The sequence below is a fragment of the Pseudomonas sp. SWRI22 genome, assembly GCF_014268395.2.
GTDB lineage: Bacteria > Pseudomonadota > Gammaproteobacteria > Pseudomonadales > Pseudomonadaceae > Aquipseudomonas > Aquipseudomonas paracarnis.
The window spans coordinates 436,294-452,431 of sequence record NZ_JABWQK020000003.1; the positions used below are offsets into that span (position 1 = coordinate 436,294).

The following is a 16,138-nucleotide window of genomic DNA, read 5'->3' on the forward strand; positions in this document are numbered from 1 at the left end:
CGGAGTAACCGGGTTATTGCGAACTGCTCGTTTTTTGTCTCACGCTCTACCTTGAAAGCCGCTGAGCTTAAAAACGCCGGCAGCGCGGTTTAAGACCTTCCTTGTGCCGGATCCTACCGGCGAGCGTTTCGTGCTCAGCTAAAGCGTGCGAACTTTCCCACCCTACGCTAACCTGCCTCGATGTTTACGAGGTCGACTATGCACATTCATATTCTGGGTATCTGCGGTACGTTCATGGGTTCGATGGCGGTTCTGGCCAAAGAGCTGGGCCATCACGTAACAGGCTCCGATGCCAATGTTTATCCACCCATGAGCACGCAGCTACAGGCGCAAGGGATTGAGCTGACCCAAGGTTACGACCCTTCGCAATTCGACCCGGTGCCGGACCTGGTCGTCATCGGCAACGCCATGTCTCGCGGCAACCCGGCGGTGGAATACGTACTGAACAAAGGCTTGCCTTACGTCTCCGGCCCCCAGTGGCTGGCGGACCATGTGCTGCAGGGTCGTTGGGTCCTGGCAGTGGCGGGCACTCACGGCAAGACCACCACCAGCAGCATGCTGGCCTGGGTACTGGAGCATGCGGGCATGAGCCCGGGTTTCCTGATTGGCGGTGTGCCGCAGAACTTCTCGGTATCGGCGCGCCTGGGCCAGACCCCGTTTTTTGTGATCGAGGCCGATGAATACGACAGCGCCTTTTTCGACAAGCGCTCCAAGTTCGTCCATTACCGCCCACGCACAGCGATCCTGAATAACCTTGAGTTCGATCACGCGGATATCTTCCCCGATCTGCCGGCGATTGAGCGCCAGTTCCACCACTTGGTGCGCACTATCCCAAGTGAGGGCCTTGTTATTCATCCCACCACCGAGCCTGCGTTGCAGCGTGTGATCGACATGGGCTGCTGGACCCCGGTGCAAACTACCGGCGCGGACGGGCAGTGGCAGGCGAGGTTGCTCAGCGAAGACGGTTCGCGGTTTGAAGTGCTGTTCGAAGGCCAGCCCCAAGGCATCGTCGATTGGGGCATGACCGGCCAACACAACGTGGCCAACGCTTTGGTGAGCCTGGCTGCCGCTCGGCATGTTGGCGTGGTGCCAGCCATGGGCATTGCCGCCTTGAGCGCGTTCAAGAGTGTGAAGCGGCGCATGGAGAAAGTCGCTGAAGTAAATGGAATTACCATCTACGACGACTTTGCCCACCACCCGACCGCAATTGCCACCACCCTGGATGGCCTGCGCAAGCGCGTCGGCGATGCGCAGATCATTGCCATCGTCGAGCCGCGCTCCAACTCCATGAAGCTGGGCGCGCACCGTGATGGCCTGCCCGAGAGCGTCAACGATGCCGACCAGGTGGTGTGGTATGCGCCGGCCAACCTCGGCTGGGATTTGCCCGCGATTGCTGCGCTATGCACCGTGCCCTCCACAGTCTGCGATTCGTTGGAAGGCATCATTGAGCATGTGAAATCCTTGGCCCAGCCCGGCACCCACGTGGTGGTCATGAGCAACGGCGGCTTTGGCGGCCTGCACGGCAAGCTGGCCGAGGCACTGAAATGAGCGGGCCGGAACGCATCACCCTGGCGATGACCGGCGCATCCGGTGCGCCCTATGGCCTGCGCCTGCTCGATTGCCTGGTGCGTGAAGACCGTGAGGTGCATTTTCTAATCTCCAAGGCGGCGCAATTGGTGCTGGCGACTGAGACCGATGTCGCGCTGCCTTCCAAGGTGCAGATGATGCAGGCATTCCTCACCGAGTACACCGGCGCAGCGGCGGGGCAGATCAAGGTTTACGGCAAAGAGGACTGGATGTCGCCGGTAGCCTCAGGCTCCGGTGCGCCAGCGGCGATGGTGGTGGTGCCGTGTTCCACCGGCACCTTGTCGGCGATTGCCACAGGCGCCTGCAACAACCTGATCGAACGGGCGGCGGATGTGACCTTGAAGGAGCGCCGCCAGTTGATCCTGGTGCCGCGCGAAGCGCCGTATTCGAGCATTCACCTGGAGCACATGCTCAAGTTGTCGAACATGGGCGTGACCATCCTGCCCGCGTCGCCAGGCTTCTATCACCAGCCACAGACCATCGATGACCTGGTGGACTTTGTGGTGGCGCGCATTCTCAACCTGTTGAACATTCCCCAGGACATGTTGCCGCGTTGGGGCGAGCACCATCTGGGCGGCGATGAATAAAGCACTGCTGCTGTTGATGGCGCTGCAACTCACCGGCTGTGCCACCGCGCGTACTCTGGATGCCGCGCAACCGGGCGCCCCGGTGGTGTATGCCGGCACACGCCTGGATCTGTACGCGATCAATGGCGGCTGCTGCGCCAAGGACCGCTTTGGTGCCGAGGCCCCGAGCTATCCCCATCTCGACCTGCCGGCCAGCGCGTTGCTCGATACCTTATTGTTGCCACTGTCGGTGTTGACGGTGCTGGGTGTGGGCTTCAACGCCACGGGCGGGCTGTAGATAGGATGTGGATCGGTGGATCGTTCCCACGCTCCGCGTGGGAATGCAGTCGGGGACGCTCCGCGTCCCAAGCATGACGCAGAGCGTCATAACCGGCGCTCCCACGCAGAGCGTGGGAGCGATCAGTACAAGCGCTGCACCATTACTTACCGAGCTTGCGCAACTCGTCCGATTCCACCACCCGCACGCCATCCTGTTCTTCCAGCGCCAGGCGCCACATGGCGCGGGCCAGTTCGCAGACTTCAATACCGTGGTACTTACCGGGAATCAGCCGTGACAGCGGCCCGGCCAACTGCTCGGCCAGGCGCGGTTCCAACCGCTCCCCCAGCAGCAGCGATGGACGTACGATGGTCAACTGCGGCCAGTCTTGCGCTCTCAGCGCCAGTTCCATTTCCCCCTTGACCCGGTTGTAGAACACCGAGGATTTCGGGTCGGCGCCAATCGCACTGATCACGATCAGATGCCGCGCGCCCAGTTCCCGTGCGCGCTTGGCGAAGGCCACCACCATGTCCAGGTCGACCGCACGGAACGCCCCTTCCGAGCCGGCCTTTTTGATCGTGGTGCCCAGGCAGCAGAAGGCAATATCCACGCGGCCGCTCAGTTGCGGCAGGAACACCGCCGGGTCGCCCACCGGGTTTTCCAGGCGTGGATGTTCAGCCAATGGTTTGCGGCTGGGTGCCAGCACGCGGGTCACGGTGGGTTCGTTGAGCAGGCGGTCGAGCAGGTGTTCGCCAGTGAGGCCGGAAGCCCCGGCCAGCAAGATATGCTGCGGTGTCAGGTACATGGTGTTTCCCCCTTGTTACACGTTACAGCTTAGTTGCCTTTGGCTTCCTTGCTATTCATTGAGACGCTTTCGAGCGCCTTTCGTGCCTGCTGTTTACGTAATAATTGCCAATGGGCGATCACGCCTTTAGGGGCCCAGATCTGCGGTTCGGAGGCTTCGAAGTTGTCCGCCTGTTCGCGTTCGGCCACGTGCAGTTGCGCCAGTTTGAAGGCGTGTTGCAAATCATCCGTCTGGTTGAAAGCTTGTGCGAAAAGGGCATCACCGAAGTAGGTGAAGTCTGCTTCTTCCGAGCAGCCGAATGACACGCGGTCTGCACGGGAGGCGGTCATGATCAGGGTGCGCTCATCTTTGAGCGCCGGTATGAAACCGCCGGAGTAACACGCGGAGATCACGATGACCTTGTCGCGGTTTTTCAGCGGTGCGAGCACGGCGGCCAGCTCATCGGCGGGCAGGTCGGCCAGTTCCATGCGCGGTTGGTCGAGCACCAGCTCATGCTCATGGGTGCCATGGCTGGTCATGTAAATGAACACCAGGTCTTCCGGTCCGGTCCGTTCGGCCAGGGTTTGCACCGAGCGGCGCAGGCTTTCGCGGGTGGCCAGGGGGCGGTCGGCGATATGGTCGCGGTGGTTGACCAGGCGCACCTGCCCGCGCGCGCCGAAGCGGGTGGCGAGCAGGTTGCTGACGTAATCGGCCTCGCGCAGGAACACGCTTTGTTTGCCGTCGCCGGCCAGCACCAAGGTGTATAGCTCCACGGCCGGAGTGGACGCGGGCACTGTCGCCAGGGCGTCATCGAGCAAGCGGCCTTGAGCCAGTATGCCGGTCTCCAGAGGGTCGGGCAGCAGTTTGCCCTCGGCGTCGCGCACGCGCAGGCCGTTGACCCAGGTGCCGGACTGCACGGTGCCGTCGGTGAGTACCAGGGTGCCACGGCCTTGATAGTTGTCGCTGTCGAAGCCACCGATATAGAAACTGCCATCTGTGAGGTTCAGGCGCCCTTCGCCGGTAAAGCGCCAGTCACTGAACTGGCCGACATAGTGGCTGCCATCGACCCCGATCAATTCGCCTTTGCCGGTCAGCGCGCCTTCCTTGAACTGGCCGATCCACACATCACCGTCGGCGTTCTCGTAGCGGCCTTTACCGTTGAGCTGGTTCTGCTTGAATTGGCCGACATAGATATCGCCTTCGGCGCTATTGAAAGTGCCATTGCCTTCCAGTTGTCCATCGACAAAGCGGCCGCTGAACTGGTTGCCGCTGTCGTCATTGCGCTGGCCTTCGCCATTGGGCTTGCCGTGGGCGAACTGGCCCTGGTACTGACTGCCGTCGGCCAGTTCCAGGCGGCCGAGGCCTGAGTACTGGTCGTCCTGGAATTCGCCGCGATAAGTCATCTGCCCCTCTTTGAGGGTGCCTTCGCCGTTGCGTCGGCCGTTCTTGAAACCGCCCACGTAGCTGCTGCCCGAGGTGGTCAGGCTGCCCTGGCCATCAAACAGGCCCTGCTTGAATTCGCCTTTATAGACTTCGCCATTGCTGCCATGCCATTCGCCCTGGCCGTGCCACTGGCCTTTGTCGAACTGGCCGGCGTACCAACTGCCATTGGGGTAATCCACACGGCCTTGGCCTTGCAGCAAACCGTTGACCACATCGCCACGGTAGCGGCCGCCATCGGGCAAGCGCGCATCGGGCGGCAACAGCGATTCGCCGTCTCCGCAAGCGGTGAGCAACAGGGCAAGGGCAAGGGGAGCGAGTGGGCGCATAGCGGGATCCGGATAATTGAGCGCCGAGTATGCCGTAGCCGGGGTGCCGAACCTAGTGGTCTATGCGCAGGATCTACCACCTGTAGGAGCGGGCTTGCCCGCGAAAAACTCACAGGCGCCGCATTTGTTCAGCAAGCACGCGTTATCGCTGACGACCTTCGCGAGCAAGCTCGCTCCTACAGTGGGGGTGTGGCGATCATACGAAGCAGAGTGACAGCGACTCGGCAATGTAGGCCGGCTTTTCCTGGCCTTCGATTTCCAGGGTGGCGGTGGCCTTGAACAGCCATTGGCCCGGTTTTTTCTCGGTGACGTCAGTGAGGGTGACGTTCAGCCGCACCTTGGAATTCACTTTCACCGGCTGGATAAAGCGCACGCTGTCCAGGCCGTAGTTGACGGCCATCTTCAAGCCTTCGGGCATGATCAGGATGTCTTCCATCAGCTTGGGCATCAGCGACAGTGACAGGAACCCGTGGGCGATGGTGCTGCCGAACGGGGTCTGCGCGGCCTTGACCGGGTCGACGTGGATGAACTGATGATCGCCCGTGGCTTCCGCGAACAGGTTGATACGCGCCTGGTCGATGGTGAGCCATTCGGAACGTCCCAGCTCCTTGCCGACGTAATCTTTGAGCTGCGCTACGGGTACATAGGGCATTGCGTCTCTCCTTGGTTCATCACTTATGTGCCCGTTGATAAGGGGCGTTTTTATGGGTTACAGAGAACCAATGTAGATCATCATGGGCAATCAGCCTGGTCAACCCAACATGCTTTTGGCGAATGCCGGAGCATAGGGCGGGCATGCTTATAATGCGCGCGAGTTTTGAGGGGGGGAGAGCGGGATGCTGTTACGTGGCCTGACCTGGCTGGTGCTGTTTCAACTGATCGGCACCGCGATCAATCATTTGCTGGTGCCGGTACTGCCGGGGCCGATCATCGGCTTGTTGCTGATGCTGGGCTTTCTGGTGTGGCGCGGTGAAGTCGGCGAGCCCCTGAGCCTGGCGGCCGGCAGCCTGTTGCGTTACCTGCCGCTGCTGCTGGTGCCGCCGGCCGTGGGAGTGATGGTGTATGCCAAAGACATCGTGGCGGATTTCTGGGCCATCGTCGGGGCGTTGGTGTTGTCGCTGGTGATCGCCATGGGCTTTGTCGGTGTGCTGATGCAGCAGATGGTCAAGCGCAAGGAGAAGGACCAATGATCCTCGACTGGCAGGGCGCCTGGACGGCGGTCATTCATCACCCGCTGTTCGGTATCGGTATCACCCTGGGTGCCTATCAACTGGTGCTGGCGGGGTTCGAGAAAACCCGCTGGATCTTCCTGCAGCCGGTGCTGGTGTCGATGCTGCTGGTGATCGGCGTGCTGCTCACCTGCGGGCTGAGCTACGCCGAATACCGCAAGAGCACCGAGATCATGGGCATCCTGCTGGGGCCTGCGACCGTGGCCCTGGCGGTGCCGCTTTATCTGAACCTGCGACGGATTCGCCAATTGTTCTGGCCGATATTTACTACGCTGGTGGTAGGCGGAGTATTGGCCACCGGCCTTTGTGTGGCGTTGGGATGGTGGTTCGGGGCCGAGCACAGGGTGCTGATGACCATGGCGCCCAAGTCGGTCACCTCGCCGATTGCCATGCTGGTGGCCGAGCAGATCGGCGGCGTGGCGGCCTTGGCGGCGGTGTTTGTGTTGATCACTGGGGTGGTCGGCGCGATGATCGGTCCAGCGCTCTTGTCGCGCCTGGGTGTACGCAGCCCCGAAGCGCGCGGCATGGCCCTGGGCATGACCGCCCACGCCGTCGGCACCTCGGTGGCCCTGCAGGAAAGCGAAGAATGCGGCGCCTTCGCGGCGCTGGCCATGAGTTTGATGGGCGTGGCCACGGCGGTGTTCCTGCCGTTGGCGGTGTCGGTCATTGTTTAACCCAGGTTTTAAGGAAGCCGTTATGAGTCTGGCGCTATTCCCCCTCAACACTGTGCTGTTCCCGGGCTGCACCCTCGACTTGCAGATATTTGAGGCGCGCTACCTGGACATGATCGGCCGTTGCATGAAAAAGGGCGAAGGCTTTGGTGTGGTGTGCATCCTGGATGGCTCGGAAGTGGGCACGGCCCCTGACGGTTATGCGCTTGTCGGTTGTGAAGCGCTGATTCGTGACTTCAAACAGCAGGACAACGGCCTGCTGGGCATTCGCGTCGAAGGTGGCCGTCGTTTCCGCGTGCGTGAGGCCGGCGTGCAGAAAGACCAGTTGCTGGTGGCTGATGTGCAATGGCTGCAAGAATTGCCGGACCAGCCGCTGGGCGAAGAGGACGCCGACTTGCTGGCGTTGCTTGAGGCCCTGGCCGAACACCCGATGGTGGCCTCGCTGGACATGGGCGGCCAGGCCGAAGGCCAGCAAGCCCTGAGCAATCAGTTGGCCTATCTGCTTCCATTTAGCGAGGCCGACAAGATCGACTTGCTGCAACTGGACGACCCAGGGCAGCGCCTGGATGCGATCCAACTGTTGCTCGATGAATTGCAGGGCGAACTGTTCACCTGATGTTCGGATTTGCCTGACAGAGCTTTCAGACTTTGCTCGGTCGCCTCCACTGCGCCGCCTGCACTATTTTCCGATCGCACAACAATGATCGGAGATAACCATGATTCGGCTGACCCCCTCGGAACAAGTCGCGTGGGACGCTTATTTTGTCAGCGTGACCACGCAATTACTCCAGCAGGAAGCCACGCGTGGCGCGGAGTACATCACCGAGCGCGCCGCCGAAATGGCCGATGAGATGCTGCTGGAGCGCCGCGAGCGTTACGCTGAACGGCGCAGCGCCTCCGTGGACTGGATCGGCCCGGCCAAGGGTCAATAGGCGTACCTGAGCAGTGCGTGGGGCGTACCGGTAAAGGCGATGAAACCGAGCACGGCCACCACGGCGGGCAGCACCAGCCACCAGGCTTTTTGCGACATGGCTGGCAATGGGCTGCGGTGCTCGATTGCCGTCAGGCTGAACGCACACACGGTCATTGCCAGCAAGGTGCCGGCCAGGATGTCCGTGGGCCAATGGGCGCCCAGGTACACCCGCGACAAGGCAATGAACGCCGCGGGAATGCAGCCCAGCAGCATCCAGGTCAGGCGCAGCCGCGTAGGTTGGCCGCGACCGGCCAATACCGCGAGCGCCAGGAAGAAGGCAAAGGCCCCGGAGGCATGGCCGCTGGGCATGCTGAAGCTGGTCAGCGGGTCCGTTAGGATTTCCGGGCGGCCACGGGCGAAAAACAGCTTGGTGCCGGTGTTAATCACTGCCGCGCCAGCGAGGGTGGCGCCGACAAATACGGCGTGGCGCCACTGCCGTGCCAACAGCAACAGGCCAGTGAACACGGCGCTGGCGAAAAACATCTTCTTGAACTCACCCAGTTGGGTGACCCGCACCATCACCTCGTCCAGCCACGGGCTGCGATGTTCCTGCACCAGTGCGCTCAGGCCCTGGTCGAAGTCATTGAGATGGGGGTAGCCGATAAACAGCGCGATCAACAACACCAGGCTGGCGCAACCAATCCACAAGGTGGTGCGCCGATGCCCGCGCCAACTGCTGTTCAAACTCATCCCCAGCAGTACCGCCAGGCACGCCGCGATAATCGCCGCTTCCGGCCAGAAGCCTTCCGGCAAGGGCAGACGGAACGCGGCGCCGGCAGCCCAGCCCGGCAGCAGATAGGCCACGGTCCAACCCGCTGCGGCAATGATGCTCACAGCGGCAAAGCGCGGGAAGGGCATGTCGCACATGCCGGCGACCATGGGCAGCATGGGACGCAATGGGCCGATGAAGCGCCCGACCAACAAGCTGGCGATTCCGTACTTGTGGAAGTAGGTTTCTGCGCCGTTCATCCATTCAGGATGCTGGCGCAGGCCGGGCAGGCGCCGGATGTTCTGATGGAAATGGCGGCCCAGGTAATAGGAAACGCCGTCGCCCAATAAGCCGCCGAGGAAGCCCAGCAGCAGGGTTTCACTCAAAGGCAGCGCACCGCTGCCAGCCAACGCGGCGATTGCAAACAGCAATACCGTGCCTGGCACGATCAACCCGGCAATCGCCAGGCATTCCACACACGCGACAATAAACACCGCCGCTGCCAGCCATTGTGGGTTGAGGGTCAACCAGCCGGTGATGCTATCGAGCCATTGGCCCATACAATCCACTCCATGCATACAAAACAGAATTTGAGACGGTGAAATTCAACTGTGGGAGCTGGCTTGCCGGCGATGGCTGCGGCGTGGCCAGCATTGAAGTTGCCTGACACACCGCTATCGCAGGCAAGCCAGCTCCCACATGGGATGGTCGCGCGTTAAATCAAAAAATAATCCCGGCCTTCGACCTGCCCCCGACGCAGCGGGTTCCGCGTGCAATAAGGCGCATAGCCAGCATCGACGAAACGGTACATCAAGTGCTCATCGCGCCCAGTGGGAATGCCCAGGCGCGTAGTCTGGATAATCTGCGTGGGCACCTGGCCCACGTCTTCGACATACAGCAGTTCCTGATCGAAGCGCTTGGCATCCCACATTGGCACTTTCAGGCCCAGTGCCTTGCACAGCAGCGTCTGGCCTGCACACAGCTTCTGCGAGGGGCGTGGGCTGCCGTCGGGATTGGGGTTGTTCAACAGCATCTGCGCCAGGCTCGCCGCCCCGGAAATTTCGTCGACCCAGGGATAGGCCGATTTGATCAGCACGGCATTGCCCGGGCCGTGGGCGCTGAAGTTCAACGAATCACCGCCACGGGCGTAGTACATGTAGATATGGCCACCACCCAGAAACAAAGCCTTACGCTTTTCTGTGTAGCCGAGTGAGGCGTGGCTGCCTTTTTCGGCCACGTAATAGGCTTCGGTTTCAATAATTCGCGCCGAAAGCCAGAGATCGCCCACACGATGACGAATGACTTTTCCGAGTAATTCACGCGCAAGCAGTTGGGCATCGCGGTCGAAGAAGCTATCGGGCAGCGGGCTGGCGGGGAGCAGCGAGGGAAAGTCGGGCATGGCGGTCAAGGGTTGATACGGCTAAATGTGACCGAATCATAACAACTCTCACCTTAATTACGGCTGAACCTGGGGTTTTTACAGTTCATTTCGACCATCCGCCCCTCACCGCTGTCAGTCGGGCGGCGTCACAGCTATAATCTGCCGCTTTCCTCTTTGCCAAGACTCCCTGACCATGACTGAGTCCGTTCTTGACTACATGACCCGCCTGGGTCGCGCTGCCCGGCAGGCCTCGCGGTTGATCGCCCGTGCGAGCACCGCGCAGAAGAACCGTGCGCTGCTGGCGGCTGCGGATGCTCTGGATGCTTCGCGCTCCGAGTTGACCGCCGCCAACGAGCTGGACCTGGCCAATGGGCGCGCTAACGGCCTGGAGCCAGCCCTGCTGGACCGCCTGGCGCTGACCCCGGCACGTATCGACGACATGATCGAAGGCCTGCGTCAGGTGGCCAAGCTGCCTGACCCCATCGGTGAAATTCGCGACATGCGCTACCTGCCGTCCGGCATCCAGGTGGGCAAGATGCGCGTTCCCCTGGGCGTGATCGGCATCATCTATGAGTCGCGTCCGAACGTGACCATCGACGCCGCGAGCCTGTGCCTCAAGTCTGGCAACGCCACCATCCTGCGTGGCGGTTCCGAAGCGATCAATTCCAACCGCGCCATCGCCGCCTGCATCCAGCAGGGCCTGGCCGTGGCCGAGTTACCGGCTGAAGTGGTGCAAGTGGTGGAAACCACCGACCGTGCTGCCGTGGGCGCGCTGATCACCATGCCGGAATTCGTCGACGTGATTGTGCCGCGGGGGGGCAAGAGCCTGATCGAGCGTGTCAGCCGTGATGCCAAGGTGCCAGTTATCAAGCACCTGGACGGCGTCTGCCATGTGTTCATCGACATCGCCGCCGACCTCGACAAGGCGATTCGCATTGCCGACAACGCCAAGACCCACCGCTACGCGCCGTGCAACACTATGGAAACCCTGCTGGTGCACGCTGGCATTGCCGAGCGTGTGCTGCCGCCGCTGGCCGCCATCTACCGTGACAAGTCGGTAGAGCTGCGCGGTTGCGAGCGCACCCGTGCGCTGCTGGGCGCGGACGTCATCGAGGCGACCGAGCAGGACTGGTACACCGAGTACACGGCCCCGATCCTGTCGATCCGCATCGTCGACGACCTGGACCAGGCCATCGAACACATCAATACCTATGGCTCCAAGCACACCGACGCCATCGTTTCCGAGCATTTCAGCGATGCCCGGCGTTTTCTCAACGAAGTGGATTCCGCTTCGGTGATGGTCAACGCCTCGACGCGTTTTGCCGACGGCTTCGAGTACGGCCTGGGGGCTGAGATCGGTATTTCCACCGACAAGCTCCACGCACGCGGCCCGGTGGGCCTCGAAGGGCTGACCAGTGAGAAGTACGTGGTGTTTGGCGACGGTCATGTGCGCACTTGATGACTAAACGCATCGGGCTGCTCGGCGGTACTTTCGACCCCGTGCACATCGGCCATTTGCGCAGTGCCCTCGAAGTTGCGGATGCCCTTGCGCTGGATGAGCTGCGCCTGCTGCCCAATTTCCGGCCGCCCCATCGCGACACGCCGCAGGTGGCCGCCGAGCAACGCCTGGAAATGGTGCGTGTTGCCGTGGAAGGTATATCGCCGCTGGTGGTGGACGATCGCGAACTCAAGCGCGATAAACCGTCCTACACTATCGACACCCTGGAGCTGATGCGCGCCGAATTGGCCGCGGATGACCCACTGTTTCTGCTTTTGGGCTGGGACGCATTTTGCGGCCTGCCCTCTTGGCACCGCTGGGAGGAACTCCTCCAGCATTGCCACATCCTGGTTTTGCAACGCCCGGATGCCGACAGCGAACCGCCGGATGCCTTGCGCAACCTGCTGGCCGCGCGGTCGGTAAGTGACCCCTTGGCCCTGACCGGGCCGAACGGGAATATTGCATTCGTCTGGCAGACCCCGCTTGCGGTGTCCGCCACCCAGATCCGTCAACTGCTGGCCAGCGGGAAGTCGGTACGTTTCCTGGTGCCTGACGCGGTCCTGGCCTACATCGATGCGCACGGGCTGTACCGTGCGTCGAACTGAAAAGGCGCGCTTGAACGCACGAACCGTGCAGCAAGCGCCCGAACATACGAGCAAAACGAGTTTTATATGACGAACAAAGACGTAAGCAAAGTTAAGCGCAAAGGCACCTTCAAAAGCGCGCCGCTGCCGGTTGAAGCCCATGTCGGCCCGGAATTGGCTGGCGAAGAGCTGGTGAAAGTCGCCGTGGCTGCCCTGGAAGACGTTAAAGCCCAGGACATCCAGGTGCTGGACGTGCGCGACAAGCAGAGCATCACCGACTTCATGATCATCGCCACCGGTACCTCCAACCGCCAGATCGGCGCGATGCTGGACAAGGTTCGCGAAGCCGTCAAAGCCCAGGGCGTCAAGCCACTGGGTGAAGAAGGCAAGGGCGACAGCGACTGGGTGCTGCTGGACATGGACGATGTGATCGTTCACATGATGACCTCCAACGCTCGCCAGTTCTACGACCTGGAGCGTCTGTGGAAAGGCGCCGAGCAGAGCCGTGCCGCTGATGGCAAGCACCACAGCCCGGAAGTGGGCCACGCGCACTTCGACAAGCTCAACAAAGACCAGGAATAAGGAACGGCTGTGCGCCTGCGTCTGATCGCTGTCGGTTCACGCATGCCCAAGTGGGTGGAAGAAGGCTGGCACGAATATGCCAAGCGTCTGCCCGCTGAGCTGTCGCTTGAGCTGGTGGAAATACCGCTCAATACCCGGGGCAAGAACGCCGACGTGGCGCGCTTTATCCGTCAGGAAGGCGAAGCCATGCTGGCCAAGGTCGGCCCCAATGAGCGCATCGTCACCCTTGAAGTGCACGGCAAGCCCTGGAGCACCGAGCAACTGGCGGTGGAACTGGATCGCTGGCGCCTGGATTCGCGCACGGTCAATTTCATGGTCGGCGGCCCGGAAGGGCTGGCGCCGGAAGTCTGTGCGCGGGCCGATCAGCGCTGGTCGCTGTCGGCGCTGACGTTGCCGCACCCGTTGGTAAGGATTCTGATCGGTGAACAGCTGTATCGCGCCTGGACAGTTCTGTCCGGGCACCCTTACCACAAATAGTCTGCGCCGCCCCCGATGACCCAGCCGATCCGCATCAAGGACCACGAGAAAGACGCACGTCTGGTACGCGCGCGGGTGGTGTTCGGTGCTGTCTTGGTGGTGGTGCTGATGTGCGTGCTGATTGCGCGGCTGTATTTCCTCCAGGTGATCCAGTACGACTATCACTCCACGCTGTCGGAAAACAACCGGGTGCATGTGCAGCCGATTCCCCCGACCCGTGGGCTGATTTTCGACCGCAATGGCGTAGTGGTTGCCGATAACCGGCCCAGCTTCAGCCTGAGCATGACCCGTGAACGCTCCGGCGACTGGAAGCAGGTCCTCGATGTCATCGTCGAGGTGCTGCAACTGACGCCGGAAGACCGGGCGGTCTTCGAGAAGCGCATGCGGCAGGGGCGCCGGCCGTTCGAGCCGGTGCCGATCCTGTTCGAGCTGACCGAGGAGCAGATCGCCCGGATTGCGGTGAACCAGTTCCGCCTGCCGGGTGTGGAAGTGGTGGCGCAGTTGGTGCGGCATTACCCGCAAGGGCCGCACTTTGCCCACTCCGTTGGCTACATGGGGCGGATCAACGAGAAAGAGCTGAAAACCCTCGACCCGATCAACTACAGCGGCACCCATCACATCGGCAAAACGGGTATCGAGCGTTTCTACGAGGCCGAGTTGCATGGCCAGGTAGGTAACGAGGAAGTCGAGACCAATGCGCGTGGTCGCGTATTGCGCGTGCTCAAGCGCACCGATCCGGTGCCGGGCAAGGACATTGTCCTGAGCCTGGACATCAAGTTGCAGGAAGCTGCCGAGATGGCTCTGGGCGGTCGGCGGGGTGCCGTAGTGGCGCTGGACCCGAAGACTGGCGAAGTGCTGGCGATGGTCAGCCAGCCCAGCTTCGACCCCAACCCCTTTGTGACTGGCATCAGCTTCAAGGCCTACGCCGAGCTGCGTGATTCCATCGACCGGCCACTGTTCAACCGTGTGTTGCGCGGCCTGTACCCGCCGGGCTCGACCATCAAGCCGGCGGTGGCGATTGCCGGCCTGGATGCTGGCGTGGTCACGGCCTCAAGCCGGGTGTACGACCCTGGCTACTACATGCTGCCCAACTACGACCACAAGTACCGTAACTGGAACCGCTCCGGTGACGGCTATGTCGACCTGGACACCGCGATCATGCGCTCCAACGACACCTATTTTTACGACTTGGCCCATAAACTGGGAATTGATCGGCTGTCTGCCTACATGGGCAAGTTCGGCCTCGGTCAGAAAGTCTCCCTGGACATGTTCGAAGAATCCCCCGGCCTGATGCCGTCGCGGGAGTGGAAGCGTGCGACCCGACGTCAGGCGTGGTTCCCTGGCGAAACGCTGATCCTGGGTATCGGCCAGGGCTATATGCAGGCCACTCCGCTGCAACTGGCCCAGGCCACGGCGCTGGTGGCGAACAAAGGCGTGTGGAATCGACCGCACCTGGCCAGGACCATCGAAGGCGAAAAGCCGGTGGACGACAATCCGATTCCTGACATTGTGCTACGTGACCCGTCTGATTGGGCCAAGGTCAACCACGGCATGCAGCAGGTGATGCACGGCGCTCGCGGCACTGCGCGCAAAGCGGCAATTGGCGCTCAATACCGCATTGCCGGCAAAAGTGGTACCGCCCAAGTGGTCGCGATCAAGCAGGGCGAAAAGTATGACCGCTCCAAGGTCCAGGAACGCCACCGCGACCACGCCTTGTTTGTCGGCTTTGCCCCGGCGGAAGACCCGAAGATCGTTGTGGCAGTGATGGTCGAGAACGGCGAGTCCGGCTCCGGCGTCGCGGCCCCAGTGGTACGCCAGGTGATGGACGCCTGGCTGCTGGCCGACGATGGCCGGCTCAAGCCCGAGTATGGCGGCCCCCCTTCAAGCCCCGAGGTTACGGCCCGTGAAGAGTAATTTTGACCGCATCCTCTCCAGCGAAGATGTGATGCGTCGCCGTGCGACGTTGCTGCAACGCATGCACATTGATGGCCCCCTGCTGATCCTGCTGCTGACCCTGGCGGCCGGCAGCCTTTTTGTACTGTATTCGGCCAGCGGCAAGAACTGGGACCTGCTGATCAAGCAGGCGTCCTCGTTTGGCCTGGGCCTGCTGTCGATGGTGGTCATCGCCCAGTTGGAGCCGCGTTTCATGGCGCGCTGGGTGCCCTTGGGGTATGTCGCCGGCGTGTTGTTGCTGGTGGTGGTGGACGTCATGGGCCACAACGCCATGGGCGCCACACGCTGGATCAACATCCCCGGGGTGATTCGCTTCCAGCCGTCGGAATTCATGAAGATCCTGATGCCCGCCACCATTGCCTGGTACCTGTCCAAGCGCACCTTGCCGCCGCAGCTCAAGCACGTGGCGATCAGCCTGATCCTGATCGGCGTGCCCTTTGTGTTGATCGTGCGCCAGCCGGACCTTGGCACCTCGTTGCTGATCCTCGCCGGTGGCGCGTTCGTATTGTTTATGGGCGGCCTGCGCTGGCGCTGGATCCTCAGCGTGTTGGCAGCCGCCGTGCCCGTGGCCGTGGCCATGTGGTTCTTCTTTATGCACGACTACCAGAAGCAACGGATCCTGACGTTCCTCGACCCGGAAAGCGACCCGCTGGGCACTGGCTGGAACATCATCCAATCCAAGGCGGCCATCGGTTCCGGCGGGGTGTTTGGCAAGGGATGGTTGCTGGGCACCCAGTCTCACCTGGACTTCTTGCCCGAGAGCCACACCGACTTCATCATCGCGGTGATGGGCGAAGAGTTCGGCCTGGTGGGCATTTGCGCGTTGTTGCTGATTTATCTGCTGTTGATTGGTCGCGGCCTGGTGATCACTGCCCAGGCGCAAACGCTGTTCGGCAAATTGCTCGCCGGCAGCCTGACCATGACTTTTTTTGTTTACGTTTTCGTCAACATCGGTATGGTCAGTGGCCTGCTGCCGGTGGTTGGGGTGCCGTTGCCATTCATTAGCTACGGCGGAACTTCGCTGGTGACATTGCTGTCAGCGTTTGGGGTTTTGATGTCGATTCATACGCATCGCAAGTGGATCGCACAGGTTTGAAT

At 61.6% G+C, this 16,138-nt stretch carries 18 protein-coding genes; 13 read left to right on the forward strand and 5 right to left on the reverse strand.

Features of this window, described 5'->3' with window-relative positions:
• Nucleotides 1–198: 198 nt before the first annotated feature.
• The 3 genes from mpl to HU730_RS25035 are packed head-to-tail and all read left to right on the forward strand — an operon-like array spanning nucleotide 199 to nucleotide 2,451.
• Nucleotides 199–1,548 carry a UDP-N-acetylmuramate:L-alanyl-gamma-D-glutamyl-meso-diaminopimelate ligase gene (gene mpl / locus HU730_RS25025; protein WP_060764042.1) on the forward strand — a complete coding sequence of 450 codons (1,350 nt, stop codon included), beginning with the start codon at nucleotides 199–201 and terminating at the stop codon, nucleotides 1,546–1,548.
• Complete coding sequence (gene ubiX / locus HU730_RS25030; RefSeq protein ID WP_032895136.1) at nucleotides 1,545–2,174, forward strand: flavin prenyltransferase UbiX; 630 nt, start codon at nucleotides 1,545–1,547, stop codon at nucleotides 2,172–2,174. Before mpl ends, ubiX begins: the two co-directional genes overlap by 4 nt.
• Nucleotides 2,167–2,451 carry a YceK/YidQ family lipoprotein gene (locus tag HU730_RS25035; protein ID WP_003194502.1) on the forward strand — a complete coding sequence of 95 codons (285 nt, stop codon included), beginning with the start codon at nucleotides 2,167–2,169 and terminating at the stop codon, nucleotides 2,449–2,451. The genes ubiX and HU730_RS25035 overlap by 8 nt, the downstream gene beginning before the upstream one ends.
• 142 nt (nucleotides 2,452–2,593) lie before the next feature.
• Here HU730_RS25035 and HU730_RS25040 read toward each other — a convergent pair whose 3' ends face one another.
• The 3 genes from HU730_RS25040 to HU730_RS25050 form a co-directional block, all read right to left on the reverse strand.
• Nucleotides 2,594–3,235, reverse strand: coding sequence for an oxidoreductase (locus tag HU730_RS25040; RefSeq protein WP_054896194.1), 642 nt, complete (start codon nucleotides 3,233–3,235; stop codon nucleotides 2,594–2,596).
• 29 nt (nucleotides 3,236–3,264) lie between these two features.
• A complete protein-coding gene (locus HU730_RS25045) occupies nucleotides 3,265–4,983 on the reverse strand; it encodes a C13 family peptidase (protein WP_054896193.1) in 1,719 nt (572 codons plus the stop codon).
• Between the two features lie 196 nt (nucleotides 4,984–5,179).
• Nucleotides 5,180–5,635 carry a MaoC family dehydratase gene (locus tag HU730_RS25050; protein ID WP_003194496.1) on the reverse strand — a complete coding sequence of 152 codons (456 nt, stop codon included), beginning with the start codon at nucleotides 5,633–5,635 and terminating at the stop codon, nucleotides 5,180–5,182.
• Nucleotides 5,636–5,819: 184 nt separating this feature from the next.
• Here HU730_RS25050 and HU730_RS25055 point away from each other — a divergent pair, with 184 nt between their 5' ends.
• The 4 genes from HU730_RS25055 to HU730_RS25070 all read left to right on the forward strand — a co-directional run bounded on the left by HU730_RS25055 (nucleotide 5,820) and on the right by HU730_RS25070 (nucleotide 7,815).
• Nucleotides 5,820–6,173 (forward strand): CidA/LrgA family protein, encoded by a 354-nt coding sequence (locus HU730_RS25055; RefSeq protein ID WP_003194494.1) that lies wholly within the window; start codon nucleotides 5,820–5,822, stop codon nucleotides 6,171–6,173.
• Nucleotides 6,170–6,886, forward strand: coding sequence for an LrgB family protein (locus HU730_RS25060; RefSeq protein WP_034126899.1), 717 nt, complete (start codon nucleotides 6,170–6,172; stop codon nucleotides 6,884–6,886). The genes HU730_RS25055 and HU730_RS25060 overlap by 4 nt, the downstream gene beginning before the upstream one ends.
• A 22-nt stretch (nucleotides 6,887–6,908) precedes the next feature.
• Nucleotides 6,909–7,499 carry an LON peptidase substrate-binding domain-containing protein gene (locus HU730_RS25065; RefSeq protein ID WP_034126900.1) on the forward strand — a complete coding sequence of 197 codons (591 nt, stop codon included), beginning with the start codon at nucleotides 6,909–6,911 and terminating at the stop codon, nucleotides 7,497–7,499.
• Between the two features lie 100 nt (nucleotides 7,500–7,599).
• Nucleotides 7,600–7,815 (forward strand): hypothetical protein, encoded by a 216-nt coding sequence (locus HU730_RS25070; RefSeq protein WP_034126901.1) that lies wholly within the window; start codon nucleotides 7,600–7,602, stop codon nucleotides 7,813–7,815.
• Here HU730_RS25070 and HU730_RS25075 read toward each other — a convergent pair.
• Both HU730_RS25075 and HU730_RS25080 read right to left on the reverse strand, forming a co-directional pair.
• Nucleotides 7,809–9,125, reverse strand: a complete 1,317-nt coding sequence (locus HU730_RS25075; protein WP_054918122.1) for a bifunctional DedA family/phosphatase PAP2 family protein — start codon at nucleotides 9,123–9,125, stop codon at nucleotides 7,809–7,811. The two genes, HU730_RS25070 and HU730_RS25075, sit on opposite strands and share 7 nt — an antisense overlap.
• Nucleotides 9,126–9,280: 155 nt before the next feature.
• Entirely contained in the window at nucleotides 9,281–9,964 is a 684-nt protein-coding gene (locus tag HU730_RS25080; RefSeq protein WP_186527216.1) for a DNA-3-methyladenine glycosylase, read from the reverse strand.
• A gap of 175 nt (nucleotides 9,965–10,139) precedes the next feature.
• Here HU730_RS25080 and HU730_RS25085 point away from each other — a divergent pair, with 175 nt between their 5' ends.
• The 6 genes from HU730_RS25085 (at nucleotide 10,140) to rodA (ending at nucleotide 16,136) form a co-directional block, all read left to right on the forward strand.
• Entirely contained in the window at nucleotides 10,140–11,405 is a 1,266-nt protein-coding gene (locus HU730_RS25085; RefSeq protein ID WP_034126904.1) for a glutamate-5-semialdehyde dehydrogenase, read from the forward strand.
• On the forward strand, nucleotides 11,405–12,049 hold the full coding sequence (nadD, locus tag HU730_RS25090) for a nicotinate-nucleotide adenylyltransferase (protein ID WP_003194480.1): 645 nt from the start codon (nucleotides 11,405–11,407) through the stop codon (nucleotides 12,047–12,049). Before HU730_RS25085 ends, nadD begins: the two co-directional genes overlap by 1 nt.
• Nucleotides 12,050–12,115: 66 nt before the next feature.
• Nucleotides 12,116–12,610 (forward strand): ribosome silencing factor, encoded by a 495-nt coding sequence (gene rsfS / locus HU730_RS25095; RefSeq protein WP_003176298.1) that lies wholly within the window; start codon nucleotides 12,116–12,118, stop codon nucleotides 12,608–12,610.
• Nucleotides 12,611–12,619: 9 nt separating this feature from the next.
• The gene (gene rlmH / locus HU730_RS25100) at nucleotides 12,620–13,087 is read left to right on the forward strand and encodes a 23S rRNA (pseudouridine(1915)-N(3))-methyltransferase RlmH (protein WP_003176297.1); all 468 of its coding nucleotides are present in this window, start codon (nucleotides 12,620–12,622) and stop codon (nucleotides 13,085–13,087) included.
• A 15-nt stretch (nucleotides 13,088–13,102) separates the two neighbouring features.
• Entirely contained in the window at nucleotides 13,103–15,001 is a 1,899-nt protein-coding gene (gene mrdA, locus HU730_RS25105) for a penicillin-binding protein 2 (RefSeq protein WP_034126905.1), read from the forward strand.
• Between the two features lie 31 nt (nucleotides 15,002–15,032).
• On the forward strand, nucleotides 15,033–16,136 hold the full coding sequence (rodA, locus tag HU730_RS25110) for a rod shape-determining protein RodA (protein ID WP_044268991.1): 1,104 nt from the start codon (nucleotides 15,033–15,035) through the stop codon (nucleotides 16,134–16,136).
• Nucleotides 16,137–16,138 lie beyond the last annotated feature (2 nt).